General features: G+C 42.9%; 20 protein-coding genes and 1 pseudogene. 13 read left to right on the top strand and 8 right to left on the bottom strand.

The window, feature by feature from the left end:
* Positions 1 to 990: 990 nt before the first annotated feature.
* From Xvie_RS13315 to Xvie_RS13325, 3 genes are all read left to right on the top strand, one after another.
* Positions 991 to 1833, top strand: a complete 843-nt coding sequence (locus Xvie_RS13315; RefSeq protein WP_086109800.1) for a 23S rRNA (adenine(2030)-N(6))-methyltransferase RlmJ — start codon at positions 991 to 993, stop codon at positions 1831 to 1833.
* 207 nt (positions 1834 to 2040) lie between these two features.
* Positions 2041 to 3393, top strand: coding sequence for a glutathione-disulfide reductase (gene gorA / locus Xvie_RS13320; RefSeq protein WP_086109801.1), 1353 nt, complete (start codon positions 2041 to 2043; stop codon positions 3391 to 3393).
* Between the two features lie 258 nt (positions 3394 to 3651).
* Positions 3652 to 4038, top strand: a complete 387-nt coding sequence (locus tag Xvie_RS13325) for an acyl-CoA thioesterase (protein WP_086109802.1) — start codon at positions 3652 to 3654, stop codon at positions 4036 to 4038.
* 128 nt (positions 4039 to 4166) lie between these two features.
* Here Xvie_RS13325 and lsrK read toward each other — a convergent pair whose 3' ends face one another.
* Together lsrK and lsrR are read right to left on the bottom strand one after the other, a co-directional pair.
* Entirely contained in the window at positions 4167 to 5759 is a 1593-nt protein-coding gene (gene lsrK / locus Xvie_RS13330) for an autoinducer-2 kinase (protein ID WP_167376279.1), read from the bottom strand.
* Positions 5760 to 5833: 74 nt separating this feature from the next.
* Positions 5834 to 6799: a transcriptional regulator LsrR gene (gene lsrR, locus Xvie_RS13335; RefSeq protein WP_086109804.1), complete on the bottom strand. Its 966-nt coding sequence runs from the start codon at positions 6797 to 6799 to the stop codon at positions 5834 to 5836.
* A gap of 455 nt (positions 6800 to 7254) precedes the next feature.
* Here lsrR and Xvie_RS23235 point away from each other — a divergent pair.
* From Xvie_RS23235 to Xvie_RS13360, 5 genes and pseudogenes are all read left to right on the top strand, one after another.
* Positions 7255 to 7359 (top strand): annotated as a pseudogene (locus Xvie_RS23235) (autoinducer 2 import system permease LsrD); the annotation flags it as partial.
* Positions 7360 to 7485: 126 nt separating this feature from the next.
* The gene (gene lsrB / locus Xvie_RS13345; protein ID WP_086109806.1) at positions 7486 to 8505 is read left to right on the top strand and encodes an autoinducer 2 ABC transporter substrate-binding protein LsrB; all 1020 of its coding nucleotides are present in this window, start codon (positions 7486 to 7488) and stop codon (positions 8503 to 8505) included.
* Between the two features lie 66 nt (positions 8506 to 8571).
* On the top strand, positions 8572 to 9456 hold the full coding sequence (lsrF, locus tag Xvie_RS13350) for a 3-hydroxy-5-phosphonooxypentane-2,4-dione thiolase (protein WP_086109884.1): 885 nt from the start codon (positions 8572 to 8574) through the stop codon (positions 9454 to 9456).
* Position 9457: 1 nt separating this feature from the next.
* Complete coding sequence (gene lsrG, locus Xvie_RS13355; protein ID WP_086109807.1) at positions 9458 to 9757, top strand: (4S)-4-hydroxy-5-phosphonooxypentane-2,3-dione isomerase; 300 nt, start codon at positions 9458 to 9460, stop codon at positions 9755 to 9757.
* 116 nt (positions 9758 to 9873) lie between these two features.
* Positions 9874 to 10617 (top strand): class I SAM-dependent DNA methyltransferase, encoded by a 744-nt coding sequence (locus Xvie_RS13360; RefSeq protein ID WP_244175644.1) that lies wholly within the window; start codon positions 9874 to 9876, stop codon positions 10615 to 10617.
* A gap of 127 nt (positions 10618 to 10744) precedes the next feature.
* Here the strand turns inward: Xvie_RS13360 and Xvie_RS13365 are convergent, their stop codons facing one another.
* From Xvie_RS13365 to mobA, 4 genes are all read right to left on the bottom strand, one after another.
* Positions 10745 to 12217: an alpha/beta fold hydrolase gene (locus Xvie_RS13365; protein ID WP_086109808.1), complete on the bottom strand. Its 1473-nt coding sequence runs from the start codon at positions 12215 to 12217 to the stop codon at positions 10745 to 10747.
* Positions 12218 to 12632: 415 nt separating this feature from the next.
* On the bottom strand, positions 12633 to 14018 hold the full coding sequence (locus Xvie_RS13370; RefSeq protein WP_086109809.1) for a pyridoxal phosphate-dependent decarboxylase family protein: 1386 nt from the start codon (positions 14016 to 14018) through the stop codon (positions 12633 to 12635).
* A gap of 96 nt (positions 14019 to 14114) precedes the next feature.
* Entirely contained in the window at positions 14115 to 14693 is a 579-nt protein-coding gene (gene mobB / locus Xvie_RS13375; RefSeq protein WP_086109810.1) for a molybdopterin-guanine dinucleotide biosynthesis protein MobB, read from the bottom strand.
* On the bottom strand, positions 14690 to 15292 hold the full coding sequence (mobA, locus tag Xvie_RS13380; RefSeq protein ID WP_086109811.1) for a molybdenum cofactor guanylyltransferase MobA: 603 nt from the start codon (positions 15290 to 15292) through the stop codon (positions 14690 to 14692). The genes mobB and mobA overlap by 4 nt, the downstream gene beginning before the upstream one ends.
* A gap of 185 nt (positions 15293 to 15477) precedes the next feature.
* On the opposite strand from mobA, the gene Xvie_RS13385 reads away from it, so the two are divergent.
* The 5 genes from Xvie_RS13385 (at position 15478) to spfP (ending at position 21050) form a co-directional block, all read left to right on the top strand.
* Positions 15478 to 15747: a YihD family protein gene (locus Xvie_RS13385; RefSeq protein ID WP_086109812.1), complete on the top strand. Its 270-nt coding sequence runs from the start codon at positions 15478 to 15480 to the stop codon at positions 15745 to 15747.
* An 18-nt stretch (positions 15748 to 15765) separates the two neighbouring features.
* Positions 15766 to 16755 (top strand): serine/threonine protein kinase, encoded by a 990-nt coding sequence (locus Xvie_RS13390; RefSeq protein WP_086109813.1) that lies wholly within the window; start codon positions 15766 to 15768, stop codon positions 16753 to 16755.
* A 17-nt stretch (positions 16756 to 16772) separates the two neighbouring features.
* Positions 16773 to 17396, top strand: a complete 624-nt coding sequence (dsbA, locus tag Xvie_RS13395; protein ID WP_086109814.1) for a thiol:disulfide interchange protein DsbA — start codon at positions 16773 to 16775, stop codon at positions 17394 to 17396.
* Between the two features lie 412 nt (positions 17397 to 17808).
* Positions 17809 to 20628 (top strand): DNA polymerase I, encoded by a 2820-nt coding sequence (polA, locus tag Xvie_RS13400; protein WP_086109886.1) that lies wholly within the window; start codon positions 17809 to 17811, stop codon positions 20626 to 20628.
* 374 nt (positions 20629 to 21002) lie between these two features.
* A complete protein-coding gene (gene spfP, locus Xvie_RS26665) occupies positions 21003 to 21050 on the top strand; it encodes a small protein SpfP (RefSeq protein WP_438361642.1) in 48 nt (15 codons plus the stop codon).
* Between the two features lie 85 nt (positions 21051 to 21135).
* Here the strand turns inward: spfP and yihA are convergent, their stop codons facing one another.
* Both yihA and Xvie_RS23240 read right to left on the bottom strand, forming a co-directional pair.
* The gene (gene yihA, locus Xvie_RS13405; RefSeq protein ID WP_086109815.1) at positions 21136 to 21759 is read right to left on the bottom strand and encodes a ribosome biogenesis GTP-binding protein YihA/YsxC; all 624 of its coding nucleotides are present in this window, start codon (positions 21757 to 21759) and stop codon (positions 21136 to 21138) included.
* A 79-nt stretch (positions 21760 to 21838) separates the two neighbouring features.
* Entirely contained in the window at positions 21839 to 22174 is a 336-nt protein-coding gene (locus tag Xvie_RS23240; protein WP_339373921.1) for a LysR substrate-binding domain-containing protein, read from the bottom strand.
* Positions 22175 to 22177: the final 3 nt, after the last annotated feature.

Raw genomic sequence — 22177 nt, forward strand, 5'->3', positions numbered from 1 at the left:
TCTTGTTCCCAGATTTTGGCAGGGGATGGCATGTGACACCGCCTTTTATTTAAGGAAGAAGAGCCCCATCATGGCACAATAGGGATTACGGCTGTAGTACTAGTACTACAGCCGTATTTGTTTTTCTCAATCGGAAATATGCCCGTAGAACAGCTTGAAATGATACGGTTTCTCAGTTTATTGATTATCAGATAACACGTTAATTTTGGGATGATTACGGCTGTAGTACTAGAGTTATGTTCTGAGCGAGGTTCAAAAAATATTCTGTTAATGAGAGCGAACAAAAACAGTTTTATACCTATGGAATAACTGTAACCGATGTTTTTAGCTTGATTTAATATTATCCAAAAGGAAACAGATAAATAGATAAAGAAAAGGTAATTGAACCAATAAGATTTGGAGGTGGTTATATATAATGTAATGGCGATGATAATAAAAAATAGAGTGACTCTTTTTACAGATGCCATATTTTCATAGGCCAGCCATTTTATCCAAGCAGTAAAATCATCGGGTGTTTCATTTTTTACTAATGCAAAGCTTTTGAGTAGGATAATTTGTTCTGTAAAAGTAAACAGTTTTATTATTGAATTTCGGATTTTTTTGTCATGAATAAATCGCATAGTTATCCCAAATTTATCAGATTAAATATAAATTTATTTTTAATTCAGTATATTAGAATAAGTAGTGGTACTTATTCAAGTATGACAATTAAACGAACTTAAAAACAGAATTTGGCCACTAATTAAACCCATTGATTAGAACTCTGGCCTCATTTTCCTCCTGTGGGGTAATCCGTTTCCCCCCACTTCACCTCCTGTCAGCCTACATTTACTCTTTTTAAGATGCTATGACGGCAGTTACTTTGTTACTATGCTTCGTTGTGTTTTAGTGCTCGTGCAATGAATTGTGGGGTAATACGTGGGGTAATAAAATGATTTATCCTCATTATGTAGAACTAAAACTTATTAAAAATCAATAGGAAATAAATTAATGCTAAGTTATCGTCACAGTTTCCATGCCGGCAACCATGCCGATGTGTTAAAACACACAGTGCAAAGCCTGATCATTGAATCACTTAAATTAAAAGAAAAATCTTTTCTGTATCTGGATACGCATTCTGGCGCAGGTCGTTATCAATTGAGTGGAGAACATGCCGAGCGTACGGGAGAGTATCTGGAAGGTATTGCTCGTATTTGGCAGCGTGATGATATCCCCGAAGAATTTGCGGCGTACATAGGTGCCGTGAAGGCGTTGAATCCGCATGGCTCTTTACGTTATTACCCTGGTTCTCCGCTGATTGCTCGTCACTTGTTGCGGGAGCATGATGAACTTAATCTGAGTGAATTACATTCCAGTGACTATCCTTTGTTGCGTACAGAATTCTCCCGTGACATACGTGCCCGTGTCCTGCGGGAAGATGGTTTCCAGCAGTTGAAATCAAAACTGCCACCAAGAAGCCGTCGCGGGTTTGTGCTGATCGACCCATCTTATGAATTGAAATCGGATTATCAAAGTGTTGTTCAGAGCATTCATGAAGGGTATAAGCGCTTTGCGACAGGCACTTATGCGCTGTGGTATCCCGTTGTCCTGCGTCAGCAGATTAAACGTTTGGTGAAGCAACTGGAAGCAACAGGCATCCGCAAGATTTTACAAATTGAACTTGGCGTGCGTCCTGACAGTGATCAACGTGGTATGACGGCATCAGGCATGATTGTCATTAATCCACCGTGGAAATTAGAGCAGCAGATGAAGGCTGCATTGCCTTGGCTGCATCAGGTATTGGTTCCTGAAGGTACAGGGCATGCAACAGTAGAATGGATTGTACCTGAATAAGGTAAGGGTTCCGCATAGCGTTATTATTAAGTGTATTGTCATTTAATGGATTATCTCTGAGTACGTTATGGCGTGATATCACTCAATAGTTGTGGCCTATGGTAATGAAAGCCAGAATCATCCTCCGTCAGTGATAACTTTTTGTAATAATAGACGCCAGGTTGAACTTTAGCAGTAACTTAATTGATTAGACGGAAGTGACCTAAGATGAATAAACATTATGATTATATTGCAATTGGTGGCGGCAGTGGTGGCATTGCTTCTATTAACCGTGCAGCCATGTATGGGCAGAAATGTGCCCTGATTGAAGCAAAAGCATTAGGTGGAACATGTGTTAATGTGGGCTGTGTACCGAAGAAAGTGATGTGGCACGCTGCTCAAGTTGCGGAATCTATTCATCAATATGGTCCCGATTATGGTTTTGATACCACCGTCAATCATTTTGACTGGAAAAAACTGGTTGCCAGCCGTACTGCCTATATTGATCGCATCCACCAATCGTATGAGCGCGTATTGGGGAACAATAAGGTGGATGTCGTTCAAGGCTTCGCTCGTTTTGTTGATGCGCATACTGTTGAAGTTAATGGTGAAAAAATCACCGCAGACCATATCCTGATCGCAACAGGTGGTCGTCCAGTACGCCCCGATATTCCCGGTGCGGAATATGGCATTGATTCAGATGGTTTCTTCGAGCTTAATGAAATGCCGAAACGTGTTGCTGTCGTGGGGGCTGGTTATATTGCGGTTGAAATCGCTGGTGTTTTGAATGCGTTGGGCAGTGAAACTCATCTATTTGTCCGTAAACATGCACCTTTACGCTCTTTCGACCCGATGATTGTGGAAACACTGTTGGAAGTCATCAAAAATGAAGGGCCAATACTACATACGGAAGCAATAGTACAATCCGTGATTAAAAATAGTGATGGCAGCCTGACGATTAAATTGCAAGATGGCCGGGAGCAGACGGTTGATACGTTAATCTGGGCGATTGGGCGTGAACCAATGACGGATAAGCTGAATCTGGCTGCGACAGGTATTGCGCTGAATGAAAAAGGTTATATTCAAGTCGATAAATATCAGAACACGAATGTCAGCGGTATTTATGCGGTTGGTGATAATACAGGGGCGGTGGAATTGACGCCAGTAGCTGTTGCTGCAGGGCGTCGTCTGTCAGAGCGCCTGTTTAATAACAAACCGGAAGAGCACTTGGATTACTCCAATATACCAACCGTGGTATTCAGCCATCCCCCCATTGGCATCGTGGGATTGACGGAGCCACAGGCCAAGGCCGAGTATGGTGAAGATCAGGTTAAGGTTTATACATCATCATTTACCGCAATGTATACTGCCGTGACACAACACCGCCAGCCATGCCGCATGAAACTGGTCTGTGTGGGAGCCAATGAGAAGATAGTCGGCATCCACGGTATTGGCTTTGGAATGGATGAAATGCTGCAAGGTTTTGCGGTTGCCCTGAAAATGGGAGCAACGAAAAAGGATTTCGATAATACGGTTGCGATCCATCCGACTGCGGCGGAAGAGTTTGTTACCATGAGGTAATTTTGTAAAAAAGCCGCTGGCATTGCTTTTCAAATAATAACAATCTGGGATTTTGATAATTAGGTCAGGTGCTTTAGTGCCCTGACCCTTTTTGCATTTATGAATCTTAAAAAGCTCCGTTGTTGGGAGATTTTGTGATCTGAATGATGATATGGGTATGGCTATAAGAATATGTATAAGGGAAGATCTTAGAAAGAACGTTGACGGTCTGATTTTTCTTATGCTGCTTACCCTATTAAACCATTTTAAGGATCTATAATGTTTTCTAAAGAGTATTTGGTTGACGATAACCACCTCGATTTTCAAGGTATTGCTGATGGGCTTTATTATCCGTTCTATTTAGAATGGGCGCGACATGCATTTATGAAAGAGGCGTTAGGCTTAGACTTGGAAGAGGAATTCAAAGCTGGCCGCATGCATATCATTCTTGAATATAGTCTGCGTTTTAGAAAAAGCCTCCAACAAGGAAATAAAATGCAGGTAACTTGTAAGGTTACCAAGAACGAAAAGCGTAATCGGGTTAATTTTGAGCAACAAATTTTGGTTGATGGTGTTGTATACGCTGACGCAACATTCGTGGCTACTTGTTTAGTAAATGGGCGTCCAACAGTGCCTGAAATTGTTATGAATGCCATTGTTGATTGATTGCTTTCAAACAGAAAAATATCGCTATACAAGGATGTAGGATGTTTAGCTAATGCTTGGTCAGTAGTATGTCTTTATCATAACAGAGCAAGCTGTCACACTTGCTCTGTTTTGTTTGTTAATAGCGATTACAACCCCGGAGCCTTCCACAATGAAGTCGTCAGCCCATCATCCACCAGATGAAGTTGGTCTGCATATACCGCTTGCCAATCTTTCTTCGCTTTTTGATAAACCTCGCGGTGGCTTAAATTCGGCTGGTATTCTCGCTCCCAACGTACCAATTTTTCTCCTGTGGCGGGCAGTGAGTTATATAACCCAACGCCAACACCTGCGGCAATCGCACAACCCAGAGCAGTTGCTTCTTTAACCACGGGTACTCGTACTGGCAGCCCGGTAACGTCAGCCAAAATTTGGCTCCAGAGCTTGCCTTTTGAGCCGCCACCTGCAAACACCAGTGAGTCAGGCTGGACACCAGAGAATGCCGAAACCATATCGAGGTTACACGCCGAGACAATAGCCGCGTTCTCTTCCAGTGCGCGAAATAGCGTTGCCTTGTTGCATTTTTCCGGATCAATCGAGAGATTGAGGAAAGACGGAGCCGCGTGATACCACGATTTAAAACGCATGACATCGGAGAAAATCGGCATAACACCATGCGCTCCGGCAGGAACCCGCGCTGCCATATCTTCCAGCAGATTGTAGGTATCAACGCCCAATCGTTCTGCCAGCAGTTTTTCTTCTGCGCAGAACGCATCACGGAACCAACGCATGGTGAGACCGGTAAAGAAACTGATGGATTCTGCCTGTGCCATGCCGGGAATAACATGCGGGTTGATGCGGATATTCATGTTTGGATCAGTGATCGGTTCCGGCAGGTTAACAACTTGCTGCCAGAATGTTCCGCCGAGCACTGCGGTTTGGGCGGGTTTGACGACACCGATGCCAAGACAGCCGAGCTGAACGTCCCCACCGCCCATAATCACGGGAGTACCGCTGTTCAGGCCACATTCTGCCGCTGCTTGTTCCGTGATATAGCCGAGCAAAGTCCCTGTTTCTTTGACGGGGGAGAGTATATCTGAGCGCAGTCCAGCCATTTCCAGCAGGCTTGGGCGCCAATTGCGGCTGACTAAATCCAGCATTCCTGTTGTGCCTGCGTTAGAGGGGTCAACGGCCAGCTCGCCACTTAACATATAAGCCAGCCAATCGCTGATCATGGTTAAGGTGCTGGCTTGCCGATAGATATCAGGGCGGTGATGCGCCAGCCAAAGCAGGCGTGGCATTGCCCCCAGTGCCAATGTTTGGCCAGAATAGCGGTAGACATCATACTCAAAGGTATTGTTGTAAAGCTCTTTCAGCTCGCTGACTTCATGACTGGAACGAGCATCCACGTTGGCACACGCCCAGATAGGATCGCCCTTGCGATTATAAAGGACAATACCTTCCCGCATTGAACAGGCGGCAACGCCTTGAATCGCGTTGGCAGGCAGTTCCGCCTTTTGCAGTGCCTGCCGAATGCATTGGCAGGCCAGTTGCCAGTTGTTTTTTAGATCAAATTCCATCGAACCCGCAACATTCGGTACAGGTTGATGTACCCACTCAGTTTGCCCAACGGAAACTTGATTCCCTTCGAGATCAAATATAACTGCACGGATACTGCCAGTTCCTGCATCAAGCGCCATCAGATACTTCCTTGATGGGTGAACATGAGCGCGTTGATTCATGATGCTATCCTCGTCTGTTGTTATCTTCTTTTTATTCGATATGGCACAGGGGATGGATAGAGATTATTAGTCGATCAAATCAGCATAGCTCTCGCGGTTTGTTCTTCTGTCACCAGTGAATTGATGTAGCTTCCTTTTAGTGCAGCAACGACAGCGTCTGCTTTTTCGATGCCACCTGCTACACCAATCACATTCGGGATGGTTTTCATTTCTGGTAAAGAGATACCGATCAACTCCTTATGGATATCAATATCGCTGACCAGTTCACCTTCCTCATTGAAGAAATAACCAAGAATATCTCCGACAGCCCCTTTGCGGCCAAACATCAGTTGTTCGCCATCGCTGATATAGCCGGAACGCATGATAGTTGCGTTTTGCTTCTGGTTTATGGCACCAATCCCGACAATAGCAATATCGGCTGCACAGGCAGCTAAAATCACGTCCCGTACACTGCGTTCTTCACGGAATGTTGCCGCGATTTGATGTGTGGAGGCTCGCAGTGGTGCAGGAATGATGCTGACAGGACAGGCTGCATCAAGTTGGCCGATGCCAGTCATGTAAGGGCCAACACCTCCCGATAGCGTCACCAGCCGAATTTGCTGGGATGAGATAAAACCGCTCAGATGCTGTAAAGTGCACATGGGAGTTTCACCAAATCCAATTGCTAATAGCTGGTGTGGTTCAATCAATGCCATCAACAGATGAGCGGCTCCGATACCGAGACGGGCATTCAGATTCATGCCGTCAAGGGTGGGTAATACGCGAACCTGTTTGAGATTAAAGCGTTTTTGCAAGGCATCTTCCAATTCCAAACACCCTTCATAGCGTGAATTGATTTGAACGCGGATCACGCCAGACTGCCGCCCTTTTTCTAACAGACGGGAGACTTTGAGCCGACTGAGGCCGAGCAATTCACCGATGTCGCCTTGCGTCAGACCATCGTGATAGTAAAACCAGGCAATTCGGGCCATTAGTTCTTCTTCACTCATGCTGTTTCCTGGATAGTTGTGACCTGAATAGTCAGTTTCCTTGGATGGCATATTTCTCTCTTCTGATACTAATTGTTTTTGATTGATTTGGTTGACATAACACCTTCTTTATCCACAAAGAAAGAATAGGCACGAAAGCCCCTGATATACCAGAGGCTTTTTGTGAAAATTTGAACATATTTTAATATAATTTTAACTTTTCCACAGAATGTGATCGAAATACTGCAAAAATTCCAAATTATGAATTAGAGTTTTGAACAAAAATATTTTTAATAAATAAATGCTCATATTTGGTTGTATTAGTGTCAGAAACGAGAGCTCGGAATTACATAAATTACAGTGATGTGACATGGTGATGCTATCACTAATACAGATAATCCATTTTTCCTGAAACTGACTGTGAATTTTACTGACAGTGTACCAGTCAGCCTTAGTCCCACTGGTGACGTTGGTATTGGTTGGGTGCTTGAGCAGAATTGTTAAGCTGGATTTATATCAGCAATATTATGGCTGGAGCAATTCTCTTGGTGACGGAAATACTGCTGTTTTACATGGTTAATCTATGGATGCTGGATATTAATGTATTGTTGTTCAGTGCCAGTAATTTTATCAGTACCGTTACCAAATTTGTGATAGGTAGCAACATTGGTAGTCTTCTGTTTCACAACAATATATTTTTGAAACGTAAAAGACACTCCTGACACATGGTGTTGAGACAAGAATAGACGGAGATAAGTATGAAAGCACCAACAATAAAAAAGCTGGCTTTGGCTGCTGCATTCAGTATGGCGAGTACCTTTTGGGCTCAGGCGGCAGAGAAGGTTGCATTTATTCCTAAATTGGTCGGTGTTGGTTTTTTTACCAGTAGTGGTCAAGGTGCAGTGGAGGCTGGCAAGGCACTGGGCATTGAAGTGACTTACGATGGCCCGACAGAATCAAGTATGGTAGAGCAGGTTCAGCTTATCAATAAATTCGTCAATCAAGGTTATAACGCGGTTGTGGTATCAGCAGTGTCAACGAATGGTTTGTGCCCTGCCCTGAAACGTGCCATGAAGCGCGGAGTCAAGGTATTGACGTGGGATTCAGATACATCACCAGAATGCCGTTCTATTTATGTCACCCAAGGAACGTCAAAACAATTGGGGGGGCTTCTGGTGGATATGGCTGCTAATCAGGTGAAAAAAGAAAAAGCGAAGGTAGCATTTTTTTATTCCAGTCCGGTGGTGGCAGATCAGAACCAGTGGGTAAAAGAAGCCAAGATAAAGATCACCGCGGAACATCCTGACTGGGAAATTGTTACTACACGGCTTGGGTATAACGATGCTACTAAATCTTTGCAGACAGCAGAAGGTATTTTGAAAGCGTGGGGGGATTTGGATGTGATTATTGCTCCGGATGCCAACGCCTTGCCTGCGGCAGCTCAGGCAGCAGAAAACCTGAAACGACAGGATGTTGCGATCGTTGGGTTCAGTACTCCAAATGTAATGCGCCCTTATGTTGAAAATGGTACGGTCAAACAGTTCGCTCTGTGGGATGTGGTCAAGCAGGGCAAAATAGCCATTCACGTTGCCAATGAGATATTGCAAAAAGGCGATTTGAATGTGGGAGATAAATTGAATATTCCTGATGTTGGCAACATTGAAGTTTCACCTAACAGCGTGCAGGGATACCGTTATGAAGCGAAAGGCAACGGTATCGTCGTTATGCCGGAGCGGGTGATCTTCACCAAAGACAATATTAATCAATACGATTTCTAATTAAGACGATTTCTGATTCATGGGGCTGACATGCAGCCTGACTCTGACACCTTTCTGGAGGAAGAAATGGCAGATTTAGACGATATCAAAGACGGTAAAGATTTTGGCATTGATACACCGCAAAAGAACACGTTGTTTGAACTGAAAGGCTGTGGTGCGCTGGATTGGGGCATGCAATCCCGTTTGTCTCGAATTTTTAATCCCACTACCAACAGAACGGTGATGCTGGCATTTGACCATGGTTATTTTCAGGGGCCAACGACGGGTTTGGAGCGTATTGATATCAATATTGCCCCGTTGTTTGAACATACCGATGTGCTGATGTGTACCCGTGGCATTCTGCGCAGTCAGGTTCCGCCTGCAACCAATAAACCTGTGGTCTTGCGTGCCTCTGGTGCCAATTCCATTCTGACTGAGCTATCCAATGAAGCTGTTGCGGTGGCGATGGAAGATGCACTTCGTCTCAACGTCTGTGCGGTAGCGGCACAGGTTTATATTGGTTCAGAACACGAACACCAATCCATCAAAAACATTATCAAGCTGGTGGATCAAGGATCCCGTTATGGTATGCCAACTATGGCAGTGACGGGTGTCGGCAAAGATATGGCTCGTGATCAACGTTATTTCTCGCTGGCGACTCGCATTGCAGCCGAAATGGGGGCGAACATTATCAAAACCTATTACGTCGATAGCGGTTTTGAGCGGATTGCAGCGGGTTGTCCGGTGCCGATTGTGATTGCGGGCGGCAAGAAATTACCGGAGCTGGATGCACTGAATATGTGCTATCAGGCGATTGATCAGGGTGCATCTGGGGTAGACATGGGACGCAATATTTTCCAATCAGAAGCTCCTGTTGCGATGCTGAAAGCGGTACAGGCTGTGGTGCATCACAATGAGAAACCCGCTCAGGCTTATGAAGTTTTCCTCAGTGAAAAAGCCAAGGGGGAATGATATGCATGTCACATTAGTTGAGATTAACGTTAAAGCCGACAAGATAGACGAGTTTATCGAAGTATTCCGGGATAATCATCTTGGCTCCATTAAAGAGCCGGGCAATTTACGATTTGATGTACTGCGTGATGAAAATGTTCCGACTCGCTTCTATATCTATGAAGCCTATAACGATGAAGAGGCTGTTGCGGCGCATAAGAAAACCCCCCATTACTTGCGTTGTGTCGAAAAACTGGAAGCATTGATGACGGAGCCACGGAAAAAGACCACGTTTATTGGTTTGATGCCGGAAGGTAAGTAAGGCAAAGGTATATCAGGATAAATGGCAGGTGATATTTCACTTGTCATTAAATGGAAAACAGGTTTACTTTACCCTCTGTTTACTTTGAATGAAAGTAATATTAAAGGGTAATAATAATGATGCTTGAAAAAGATTTAGATTATAATTTCATCGCTGATCGCTATGAACATTTTATGAAGGCTGCAGCCCACATTAAGGTAGAAGTACGTACTATCCTCGATAGTATAGGTGATGTACATGGTAAATCAGTTCTGGATGTGGCTTGTGGAAATGGGTATTTCGGTCGGAAGCTTCGCAATTGTGGGGCAGCAAAAGTTGTCGGTATAGATATCTCAGAAAAAATGATAGAGCTTGCCAGGGCAAAATCGAAACAATCTGGTGATGATCTCGAGTTTCATATCCGAGATGTTTGCGATATGGAATCATTTGGTAAGTTCGATCTCGTTGTTGCGGCTTGGCTGTTTAATTATGCTGAATCGCTCAAAGATCTTGAGAGCATGTTCTATAACATTGCTCGTAATCTAAAACCTTCGGGTAAGTTAGTGGCTTATACGATTTCGCCAGATTATCGATTAGAAATGGGCAATTATGATGTTTATGGCATAAATATCTTAGGCAAAGAACCATGGAAAGACGGAAATCGTTATCAGGCGGAATTTCTTAGTATGCCACCAAGTCCTTTTACATTCTATCAATGGAGTCGTGAGGATTATGAGTCTGCTGTTGAAAAGGCTGGGTTCAGCCAATTTGAGTGGAAAAAAACAAATGTCTTGGAAAGTGATATTCAGCTTCATTCGCAGGATTTTTGGTCCCTTTTTCAACAGAATTGTCTTAATACAGGTCTGAACTGCCACTATTGAAAATAGATCTTTAGTATCAGGAGCTTATTATTGAAGAGTGACATCAAACAGAATCAGGAACCGCCATCTGAAATAGTTTTGCAGATGGCGGTTTAGCCCGCAGAAGCCTTAGTATAATGTACCGGTTTCAATCATCATTGGTAGATAAACAATAGGAGTCAGATATAGGTAAATTCGGATTTAGTATGAATTTTACAACTTTTTTATCTACACAATCGTCAATACCATTCAGGACAAATGTATGACTATTACCAATTTTAGTTATCAATGGACTTTTGAAAATAGCAGACATTCTTGTTGCATTACTATAGGGTGTTGTTGGATCGCCCGTTTGAGCCACAAAAAGTAATTTTGGCATGTTTTTATGGTCAGGGATTAATGCTGGCATAAGCGGTTTTTTAATAGGAAAGGAACTACACTCCTCTTTTTCCTCTTTAAAAAAGTTGTTAGATGAGGCGAAAGTATCTACCAGAAGTGGCTCAATCTTGGAGGGATCCAATTTTCCATAATCAGAGCAAGTTATAAGTGTAAATCCATCTTCACTTAAATCATCAAAAACCGATAATGAGCTTTTGTCTATCTGATTTGTTTTTCCATTGTAAGCTTTATCTAAAAAAGATATCAGATCATCCCACTGTAATTCCCAAAGCAAGCTATAGAAAGTAAATTCATTTATATTGTCATTGGTAATGATTTTTCCTGTCTTGTCTTTTATTTTATTTTCCTTTGATTTCTCCAAAATTTCTTTATATATATCGAGGGGTTTTTTTGGTGAGTGATAGAATGGGCATGATTTTCTCTCTGCACAGTAAACAGAAAATTTTTCAAAGACTAAGTTAAATCCTCTACTTTGATTTAATAGCATAGCTTCATGATCTTCTGTTAAGTCAACAATACCATCATTAACAATGCTACTGATGTGTTCCGGGTATTTTAACGCATAAAGTTGAGCAACAGCTGTTCCATAGGAATATGCAATTATTGTTATTTTGTCTTCATTCAAGGCTTTCCTTATTTCTTCCAGATCATCTACGGCATTATACGTAGACATATTTTCTATTAATTCCCCCCCGCTGTTCTTGATACAGGAAGACAGCCATTTTTTTGAAGTGATTTCTTCATTTTTATCTGTGTTTTTTTGAGTACTGCATTTTATTTTGGGTATAGATTCTCCGATTCCTCTGGGATCATAAGTGATAATATCAAAATGTTTTCTCAGTTCTTTCGTGTCAATAACTTGGCCTAGGCCTGATTGACCTGGGCCGCCAGCTATCAGGATTATGGTTCCTTTTTTGTTTACTTGTGCTGGAAATTTTGCTACTGCTAATTTTACAAAATGCTTTTCTTTTGTATTATTATGATCTATCGGAGATTTTATGTATGTACATTGTGTACTCTTTCTATTTTTAATATTCACATCATCCTTAGCATTCAGGATATTGGATCTTTCAAGTATCATTTCCTTATTAATTCCAGAAGCCGATGCCCAGTTTGAAGGGCATTTCCCCCAAGAGCCTGTATTGACCGATTCTGTATTGGCCTTGGATACAAAAGATATACTCGTTAATAAGATAAAAGTAATTGCTGTTAGGGTTTTCATACCCAACTCCTTATTAAATTAAAGGTTAAATTTGCTTTGAAATTAATTAATTTTTTATTTGTTTTTCCTTAAATTATTTGAATTAAAAAGTTTGGATAAACTAAGGTAATTTTATTTGAGTTGCAATAACTGTTAGTAATCTTTACTTTAATTTTCTTTTTTAAAAGCAAATATTAATGTGGTGTTGTTTTATTTTTATTTTTATTTTTATTTTTATTTTTATTTTTATTTTTATTTTTATTTTTATTTTTATTTTTATTTTTATTTTTATTTGTTTTCTTTTATATTGTTACAGTTTATCTGAAGGTTTGTCTGTATATATATGATTTCACGCCCTTGATATGACTATCAGGGCGTTTGGATTTTTGACAATATAATTTCTAAATAATTTCTGCTGTTATATATAAGGCAGATTTTAAACAGCCTGTTGTTTAATCTCGCCAATAGCGGTAGAAATTGCTTTCAAGCTGCGTTGAATATCATCTTCTGTGGTAGCCCAGGAGCTGACACTGAGACGAATGGCTTCTTGCCCTTGCCACTTTGTTTGTCCAAACCAGCATTCACCGGATTGCTGCACTTTGTGTAACATTGCACGCTGCAAATAGATATCGGGTAAGTAAGCCACAACTTGATTAAGCACAACATCATTGAGAATAGTAAAACCAAGTGCTTCCAGCCCTTCCGCCAGCCTTTTTGTGTATAAACAGCAGCGATCAACCAATGCCTCAATGCCCTGTGAGCCAAGCTCTGCAATTGCCGCCCAGACTTCAATAGCTCTGGCTCTGCGAGAGAACTCTGGCAGCATGTCTTTTGCCTGCCATATATCTTGCGTTTCCACATAGGCTGCAGAGGTTGTCATGACTTCTCTTAGTGCTTGCTTATGGCGCACGATACACATGCCACAATCGTATGGGGTATTAAGCCATTTATGAGCATCCACGGCCCAAGAATCAGCTGCTTCAATTCCTTTGACCAAGGCGGATTTTTCTGTTGATGCTCGTGCCCAGAGTCCAAAAGCGCCATCCACATGTACCCAACAACCTGCTTTTTTAGCTTTGGGTATTAGGGTGTGAAAGTTATCTGAGCTGCCGGAATTAACATTGCCAGCCTGTAATGCCAGAATCATATTGTCTGAAAAATCAGGAACAGCACTCTCTATGATTCGTCCTTGCTGGTCGCATGGTACAAAAATAAACTGTGAACGACCAAAACCGAGTAGCCTAAGAGCTTTCAAAACAGAAATGTGGGCTTCTTCAGACAGCACAACTTTTAATTCAGGTGCATTGTATAAACCTTGTTCCGCAAGATCATAACCTTGTTTCTGATACAGGTAATGCCGTGCAGCAGCTAAAGCACTGACATGCGCCATCGTTGTACCAGTCACAAAACTGACGAATGCCTCTGAGGGTAAATTCAGTAGTTCCAATACCCAACGTCCGGCGATCTTTTCTAATTGATTGGCAACAGGGGAAGAGGATTCCATCAGTGCGATTTGATCCCAGGCACTGGTTATGATGTTTGCTCCCAAAGCGGCAGGCGTTGAACCACCGACAACCAAGCCGAAATATCGGCCGCCAGTTGTCGCTACAGTAGCGGGTGAACCGTATACATGGAGCTGTTCAAGCACTTTTTGGCAGTCAGTGCCCGTTGTTGGTAATGGCTTATCAAAATGTTGCAGGCCCGATAACGCATTGGCATCGGGAAATACCCGTTGGCTTCGGATTTCACTGACATAGCTGTATGCGATTTCGTTGGCGATTTTAACCGCAGACAGCGAAGCATCGCGAATTGGATCTTTCATGACGTTGTTTTCCCGTTATCATTGTTTTATTTTCCATGCCATCCATAGATGGTTGTTTTTGCTTCTTTTCTGTGCTTGGTTAACTGCCTATTATCCTCAATCCTTTCTGGTTTTTTGTGAGTACAACCATTTAGCAATAAAAGATGTGATCTGTTCTGGTTGATTGATATCGAGCTGTGGAAGTGATGTTGCCAGTGGGATGTCACTAGCAATGGCGAGTACATAAGGATCAAGGATTTCATCAAAGTCAGGGGACATGCTATTTCGGCTTAGGCAATTTCGGTTTAGGCCATCTCGATACAACGCGATTTTTGGGATCGGTTCTTGTTTAAATCCTTCAACCAAAATCAGATCCAGTGAGTTTGCATCAAATCGACTGGCTAGGTAATAAAGATTTAGTTCCGGCAAATCTGGAGTCTCAGTCATCAATGCCCAACGTTGCTGGCTGGCGACCAACGTCTGAGTCGCGCCCGCTTTGCGCAGTTCATAGCTATCTTTGCCCGGTTTATCAACATCCATATTATGGTGAGTATGCTTAATCAACCCAACCCGGATGTGCTGTTGGCACAATAATGGAATAACCTGCTTTAATAGCGTGGTTTTTCCGGTTCCACTATAAGCCGTGATACCCAGAATGGGCAGTGTAGTGTCACAGGTATTGATATTGCGATTCATGCTGACTCCTGAAGCAATTCCCAATGTTGGTATTCCCAGTTATGGCATTCTTCAGGTGTATTTAAATTGGTGAAAGCGCCAGAGTTGGGGAAATAGACTGCTTTTGCTTTAATCATCTGCATAAAGAACATCAGTTTCCTGTCTCCCAATGCGAGATAGCTTTCCAGACGAGGGATCAGGCTGCGGTGCATTAATGCCAAGGTAGGGTGTGCGCGATTGCAGTCATGTGCATAAGCGGCCCAAGCGTTTTGTTTGTAGTGCCATAGCTTTGCGACGAGATCTTCAGGGAAATCAGGGGCATCGCACGGAACAAAAACTACCCATTCATTAAGGGCTTTTTTTAAAACTGCCAGCATACCAGCCAGTGGCCCAGAAAAATCGGTAATAATGTCCGGTATAATTGGATAGCCACTTTGTTGGTAAATCCCCAAGTTGCGATTGGCGTTAATCAACAGCTCATGAACCTGTGGCTGCAACTTTGCGGCAATGTGTTGGTATAATGGTGAGCCATCGAATTGCAGCAATCCTTTGTCATTTCCACCCATGCGGGTGGATAGCCCTCCAGCCAGAATTGCGCCACTGATTTTTGAATGCGTCATGTTAAACCACCTGATATTGGGCAATGAAATATTTAATGTTTGGGTATATAACCATTGTAAATCAATGTCTAACCATGCTGCTTTAAGGTGGCAGTATAACTTTACGCAGATTGACAGACCAATGCTTTCTCAGAGCCATTAACCTTGCTAGTTTGTATAGTTATCTTTATAAGGAACTAAAAATAATGAAGTATCACCGCCTCAATGAAGTCATCGAACTTTTATATCCAGTATGGAAGAATGAGCCGGATTTAAATTTGGTGGAACTTTTGCAGAAACTGGCTGATGAAGCAGGATTTGAAGGACAGCTGTCTGAATTAACGGATGATATTCTGATTTACCACCTGAAAATGCGTGGTAGGGATAGTCATGCAGAAATCCCTGGGTTGAAAAAAGATTATGAAGAAGATTTTAAGACAGCGTTGTTGCGTGCCCGGGGCATTGTTAAAGATTAATGAAGAGAGAACTGTGTTGTGACGGAACCGAAGGCTTTTAATTTTCAGAATATTACGCCAGATTTAATTATGGATGCGTTGGTGCAGTCTGGCTTGTATCTTGATTCTGGTCTGACCGAACTGAATAGCTATGAGAATCGTGTGTATCAGTTCATGGATGAAAACCGCAAACGCTATGTTGTGAAATTTTATCGTCCCCTGCGTTGGAGCCAACAACAAATTCAAGAGGAACATGATCTTGCTCATGAATTGCAGCAAGCTGATCTGCCAGTGGCGGCACCCTTGAGGTTCGACGGGAAGAGCGTGCTGAATTACGGCGGTTTCTTTTTTGCCATTTTTCCCAGTGTGGGGGGGCGCCAGTACGAATCAGACAATTTTGACCAATTGGAAGATGTTGGGTTATTGCTGGGAAGAATGCATCAAATTGGAGCAAAAAAACCATTTTTTGTTCGCCCCACGCTTAATTTGAATGAATATTTATATCAGCCGTATCAATACCTGGCTGAATGCGAACTAATCCCTGCCAGACATAAACAGGGCGTTTTGGCTGCACTGGATGAATTAAATCAGGCAGTGGCTAGTCAATGGCATGGTAAGTGGCAAATATTGCGGCTGCATGGGGATTGCCATGCTGGTAATATCTTGTGGCGTGATGAAGCATGGTTTGTGGATCTTGATGATGCCCGCAATGGTCCGGCTGTTCAAGATTTGTGGATGCTGCTCAATGGTTCACGGCAAGAGCGGCTGATCCAGTTGGATATTTTGTTGGAATCATATGGTCAGTTTATGGCATTTGATCCAAAAACATTGGCATTAATAGAACCCCTGCGTGCGATGCGAATGGTCTATTATTTGGCTTGGGTTGCTCGTCGCTGGCAAGATCCAGCCTTTCCAAAAGCATTTCCGTGGATGGCTGATAGTGATTTCTGGTATAAGCAAATAAGTCTTTTTTCCGAGCAAATTCGGCTGTTACAGGAGCCACCTTTACAGCTCAATCCTATGTATTAATTTTTTTGGAGACCATTATGAAGAAATTTTATCTAGCCTTAGTGGGAGCGTTTATGGCATTTAATGCATTCGCTTCCGGTTTTTCTGAAGGCAAACAGTATATCGAGTTAAGAGATCCGGCTGTGAATCAGCCTCAGGTGTTGGAGTTTTTCTCTTTTTATTGTCCTCACTGCTATGAGTTTGAAAATATTTATCATGTTCGTTCAACTATCGAGAAAAACTTGCCAGCAGGAGTGACTCATGAACGCTATCATGTTGATTTTATGGGGCCTTTGGGTAAAGAGTTGACTGATGCTTGGGCGGTCGCCATTGTCATGAAGGTTGAGGATAAAGTCACTCCAATTTTGTTTGAGGGTATTCATAAAAGCCAATCCATTCATAGCAAGGAAGATATCCGCAATGCTTTCATCAAAGCGGGTGTATCTGGTAAAGAGTATGATGCGGCATTGAACAGTTTTATTGTGAAATCTGTAGCAGACAAAGAGCGTTTGGCTGCTAAGAATCTTAACTTGCGTGGTGTTCCGTCTGTCTTTGTTAAAGGCAAGTATTTGATTAACAACAACGGTATCGAACCCCATTCAACTCAGGATTATGCCCAAGAATTCTCTGAAGTAGTGAACTATCTGATAAACAAAAAATAAGTCACAAGCAAGATAGTGGCGTAAGGGAACAAAAACGCTGGTATTAATATAAAATAACCTAGGTATTGTGCCAACTATGATAGAATTGGCACAATACTTGCCAAGAAACACCTTTCATAACATAAACACCGGTAATATCCACAATTCAGTGATTTTAAAGCGGTTGTCATATTTCTGTAATACTCCGCGTAATTCATTGATTTTTGCCTCCAGTTATTCACTCTTTGCAGTTATAAACATAAATCTGTTTTATGTGCCATTTTTTGTGCACAAAGTTATCCACAGAGTATTCATCAGAATATTTGTCATAAAATGCAAGTTAGTACGAGAAAATTTCCGCAATATTCGTCTATAACGACACAGTATGGCATTCTATTCTTTATTCATCCCACAGAACGACGAAGAAAATTTTATGGCACAGATAGCAGACAATCCCCTGATTTTGGTTGATGGTTCTTCATACCTTTATCGTGCATACCATGCGTTTCCTCCACTGACAAACAGTTCAGGAGAGCCGACGGGCGCCATGTATGGCGTGCTGAACATGCTGCGAAGTTTAATCATGCAGTACAAACCCAGTCATGTGGCGGTTGTGTTTGATGCTAAGGGTAAAACGTTCCGTGATGAGCTGTTTGCTGAATATAAATCTCATCGGCCGCCAATGCCGGATGATTTACGTTCACAGATTGAGCCGTTGCACAAGATGGTCAAGGCAATGGGGCTGCCAATTCTGGTTGTTCCGGGCGTTGAGGCTGACGATGTTATTGGTACACTGGCCTTGCAGGCTGAAAAAGAAGGCCGTTCAGTTCTGATCAGTACTGGTGATAAAGATATGGCGCAATTGGTGACGCCAAACATTACATTGATTAATACTATGACCAACACCATTTTGGGGCCGGACGAGGTTACGGAAAAATACGGTATTCCTCCTGAACTGATTATCGATTTTCTCGCCCTGATGGGAGATTCTTCCGATAATATTCCGGGTGTACCGGGAGTGGGTGAGAAAACAGCTCTGGGGCTATTGCAGGGTATCGGTGGATTGAATGAGGTCTATGCCCGACTGGATGAGATTGCCACACTTGGTTTCCGTGGAGCCAAAACATTGGGCGGTAAAATGGAGCAGCATAAAGAGGTGGCTTATCTTTCCTACCAATTGGCAACCATCAAAACTGATGTTGAGATGGATAAGACCTGTCTGGAGCTTTCCGTTATGCCGCCGGATACGGATGAATTGTTGACACTATTCAGTCATTATGAGTTCAAACGTTGGATCAGTGACGTACAGAATGGTAGTTGGCTGGAAAGGAGCGGACAGAAACCCGCCGCAGGCGCTATTAATAAATCAGATAAATCAGAATCAGTGTCAATTGAATCCACTGCTGTCAAAATTTCGCCGGAAAGCTATCAAACCATCCTTGAACGCCAATCCCTTGATGAGTGGATTGAAAAACTGAAACAGGCTCCGGCATTCTCTTTTGATACTGAAACCGACGGTTTGGACACCCTGACAGCCAATCTGGTGGGAATGTCTTTTGCCATTGCCGTGGGGGAATCAGAAGCGGGAGAATCAGAAGTTGAAGCCGCTTATCTGCCATTGGGACACGATTATCTGGATGCGCCACAGCAATTGGATCTGCATGAAGTTCTCGCTGTATTAAAGCCGCTACTGGAAGATGCTAACTTGCCTAAGATTGGTCAAAACCTGAAATTTGATCGTGGTGTTCTGGCGCGTTATGACATTGCTTTGAATGGAATTGTTTTTGATACCATGCTGGAATCGTATGTTTTGAACAGTGTTGGTGGGCGGCATGACATGGATAGCCTTGCTGATCGCCATCTGGGGCATAAAACCACTACATTTGAAGAAATTGCAGGCAAGGGTAAAAAACAACTTACCTTCAATCAAATCCCATTGGAGGAAGCTTCAAAATATGCGGCAGAAGATGCGGATGTGACTCTGAGACTGCATCAGGCCATGTATCCTCAGTTAGAAAGTGTCCCAACCCTGAAAAAAATTTTCCAGAAGATCGAAATGCCACTGGTGCCGGTATTGTCCCGCATGGAAAGAACGGGGGTATTGATCAATGCTCAAACGTTAGCAAAACATTCAAGGGAAATCACTGCACGTTTAGATGAACTGGAAAAATCCGCTTATGAGCTGGCAGGGGAAGAATTCAATCTTGCTTCGCCAAAACAGTTGCAAGTCATTCTATTTGAAAAAATGAACTTGCCTGTGCTGAAAAAGACGCCGAATGGCGCACCATCAACGAATGAAGAAGTGTTGGAAGAGTTGGCGGAAAACCATGAATTACCCAAAGTGATTTTGGAACATCGTGGTCTGGCAAAACTGAAATCCACTTATACGGATAAATTGCCTCAGATGGAGAACCCACTGACAAATCGCGTTCATACCTCTTATCATCAGGCGGTAACTGCGACAGGGCGCCTTTCTTCCCGTGATCCAAATTTGCAAAACATTCCTGTCCGCAATGAAGAAGGACGACGCATTCGTCAGGCATTTATTGCGCCAGAAGGCTACAGAATTATGGCGGCGGACTATTCACAGATTGAACTGCGCATTATGGCTCATTTATCGCAAGACAAAGGGCTGCTGAAGGCATTTGCACAAGGTAAGGACATCCACCGTGCGACGGCTGCGGAAGTGTTCGGTGTGCCATTGGAACAAGTGACCAGCGAGCAACGCCGCAGTGCTAAAGCAATTAACTTTGGCTTGATTTATGGCATGAGTTCGTTTGGTTTATCCCGTCAGTTAGGTATTCCGCGCGGTGAAGCACAGCGTTATATGGATCTCTATTTTGAGCGTTATCCGGGTGTATTGACTTATATGGAACGCACCCGCCAGCAAGCGGCTGATCATGGATTTGTCGAAACATTGGAAGGTCGTCGGTTGTACCTGCCGGATATAAAATCACGTAACGCCATGCGCCGCAAGGCATCAGAGCGTGAAGCTATCAACGCACCTATGCAGGGTACGGCGGCGGATATCATTAAATTGGCGATGATTGCGGTAGATAGCTGGATTGTCAGTGAGCAGCCAAATGTGCGTATGATCATGCAGGTTCACGATGAACTGGTATTTGAAGTGCACGAATCAGAGCTGGAGACCGCAGAGCAGAAAATCAGAGAGTTGATGGAACAAAGTATGCTGCTTGATGTGCCGTTAAAAGTGGATGTTGGGGTTGGCAATAATTGGGATCAGGCACATTGATATGCCTTTTATCTCAGAATTTTCATCTTAGAAACTGAAAAAGAGCCGCAGAAGTGCGGTTCTTTTTTTATGACTGTGTTTTTATGGCGGTATTTTTTTATTGAATGATTTTTATGAAAACACAGTTTGTTCAATGCACGGAAATAAACTCAATTACGCCATTAAGAGGCTTGTAACAAGAATTTAGGTTAGGTTTGAGATAAGATCTAGATCTCACAAATATGTAATTAAACTACATAAATGGTGTCTGTATAACCTATTTTACTTAAATGCTAGCGGCTGAATCGAGGTATTTTATGAAAATTAATTACAAAAAACTCTTTTTTTGATTAAAGGAATAGGTTAAAGTTACCAATGTAGGGTACAGAGGTAAGATGTTCTATCTTTCAGACCTTTTACTTCACGTAATCGGATTTAGCTGAATATTAGCTGCCCCAGTCATCTTTTTTGACTGGGGCGTTTTTTTATGTCCGGTTTATAGGGGCGGGGTAAGATCAGGAGCGGGTACTATTCCGCTTCAATGGCTGGTTGATTGAACCAAAGGTCAAGTTTTTGCTCTAGTTTATCGATGCCGATTTTTTTCAGGACGGAGAAATATTCGATCTGAATATCACCATCCAGAGAGGCCAATTCCTGACGAACCTTCGCCAATTGGCTCTTGCGGGCACCGGATGCCAGTTTATCGGCTTTAGTCAGCAATACCATGACAGGCACCTGCATCACGATAGCCCATTCGATCATTTGCATATCCAGATCTTTCAGCGGATGGCGGATATCCATCAAAACCACCAGCCCTAGCAGGCATTCGCGCTTCTGGAGATACTCCCCCAAGGCTTTCTGCCATTTGCGCTTCATCTCTTCTGGTACTTCAGCGTAACCATAGCCCGGCAAGTCGACCAATCGAACCCCTTCTTCGACTTCGAACAGGTTAATCAACTGGGTACGGCCGGGGGTTTTACTGGTGCGCGCAAGGCTTTTTTGGCGGGTCAGTGCATTCAGGGCACTGGATTTGCCCGCATTTGACCTACCGGCAAACGCGACCTCAATGCCCACATCTTGAGGCAGGTGGCGAATGTCAGGTGCACTCGTGATAAAGTGGGTCATATGATAGTTGTAGTTCTTGATGGTCAAAATGGTTTTCTCCCCGAGGAATACACAAAAATAGCGCGGTGATTATACCGAGAGCTACTGCTTGTGGACAGGCGTAACTTTATTCTGATAACGAACGGCGCAAGTAGTCGGCGAAAAGTGAATATAATTCCCCTTGAGCTGCGACATGCAAAACAAGCTGAATTGTTGGCGTGCTGGGTACACCGTGTTCGGAAGACAATACATACAGAGCATCGTTTAATGAATTACGTGGCAATAATCCAATTCCCAAACCGTGTTCTATTGCACTTTTCACGTTCTCAAATGAAGCACTGACATACGCAAAGAAGTAAGGTTTGCCCACATGTTCCAGTGCTTTTATGGCACATTGGCGAATGACACAGCCATCAGGGAAAATAACCAGAGGAATTTCTTGATGTTCATTGAAGTGTTCTATTTT

The sequence above is a fragment of the Xenorhabdus vietnamensis genome, from assembly GCF_002127535.1.
GTDB lineage: Bacteria > Pseudomonadota > Gammaproteobacteria > Enterobacterales > Enterobacteriaceae > Xenorhabdus > Xenorhabdus vietnamensis.

Coding starts and splice junctions, on each gene's coding strand:
- lsrR (WP_086109804.1), bottom strand. CDS start 6,799: ATGCCATCCAAGGAAACTGACTATTCAGGTCACAACTATCCAGGAAAC.
- Xvie_RS13360 (WP_244175644.1), top strand. CDS start 9,874: ATGATGCTTGAAAAAGATTTAGATTATAATTTCATCGCTGATCGCTAT.
- Xvie_RS13385 (WP_086109812.1), top strand. CDS start 15,478: ATGAAGTATCACCGCCTCAATGAAGTCATCGAACTTTTATATCCAGTA.
- lsrB (WP_086109806.1), top strand. CDS start 7,486: ATGAAAGCACCAACAATAAAAAAGCTGGCTTTGGCTGCTGCATTCAGT.
- lsrG (WP_086109807.1), top strand. CDS start 9,458: ATGCATGTCACATTAGTTGAGATTAACGTTAAAGCCGACAAGATAGAC.
- Xvie_RS13365 (WP_086109808.1), bottom strand. CDS start 12,217: ATGAAAACCCTAACAGCAATTACTTTTATCTTATTAACGAGTATATCT.
- Xvie_RS13325 (WP_086109802.1), top strand. CDS start 3,652: ATGTTTTCTAAAGAGTATTTGGTTGACGATAACCACCTCGATTTTCAA.
- Xvie_RS13315 (WP_086109800.1), top strand. CDS start 991: ATGCTAAGTTATCGTCACAGTTTCCATGCCGGCAACCATGCCGATGTG.
- lsrK (WP_167376279.1), bottom strand. CDS start 5,759: ATGAATCAACGCGCTCATGTTCACCCATCAAGGAAGTATCTGATGGCG.
- gorA (WP_086109801.1), top strand. CDS start 2,041: ATGAATAAACATTATGATTATATTGCAATTGGTGGCGGCAGTGGTGGC.
- Xvie_RS13370 (WP_086109809.1), bottom strand. CDS start 14,018: ATGAAAGATCCAATTCGCGATGCTTCGCTGTCTGCGGTTAAAATCGCC.
- mobB (WP_086109810.1), bottom strand. CDS start 14,693: ATGAATCGCAATATCAATACCTGTGACACTACACTGCCCATTCTGGGT.
- mobA (WP_086109811.1), bottom strand. CDS start 15,292: ATGACGCATTCAAAAATCAGTGGCGCAATTCTGGCTGGAGGGCTATCC.
- polA (WP_086109886.1), top strand. CDS start 17,809: ATGGCACAGATAGCAGACAATCCCCTGATTTTGGTTGATGGTTCTTCA.
- dsbA (WP_086109814.1), top strand. CDS start 16,773: ATGAAGAAATTTTATCTAGCCTTAGTGGGAGCGTTTATGGCATTTAAT.
- lsrF (WP_086109884.1), top strand. CDS start 8,572: ATGGCAGATTTAGACGATATCAAAGACGGTAAAGATTTTGGCATTGAT.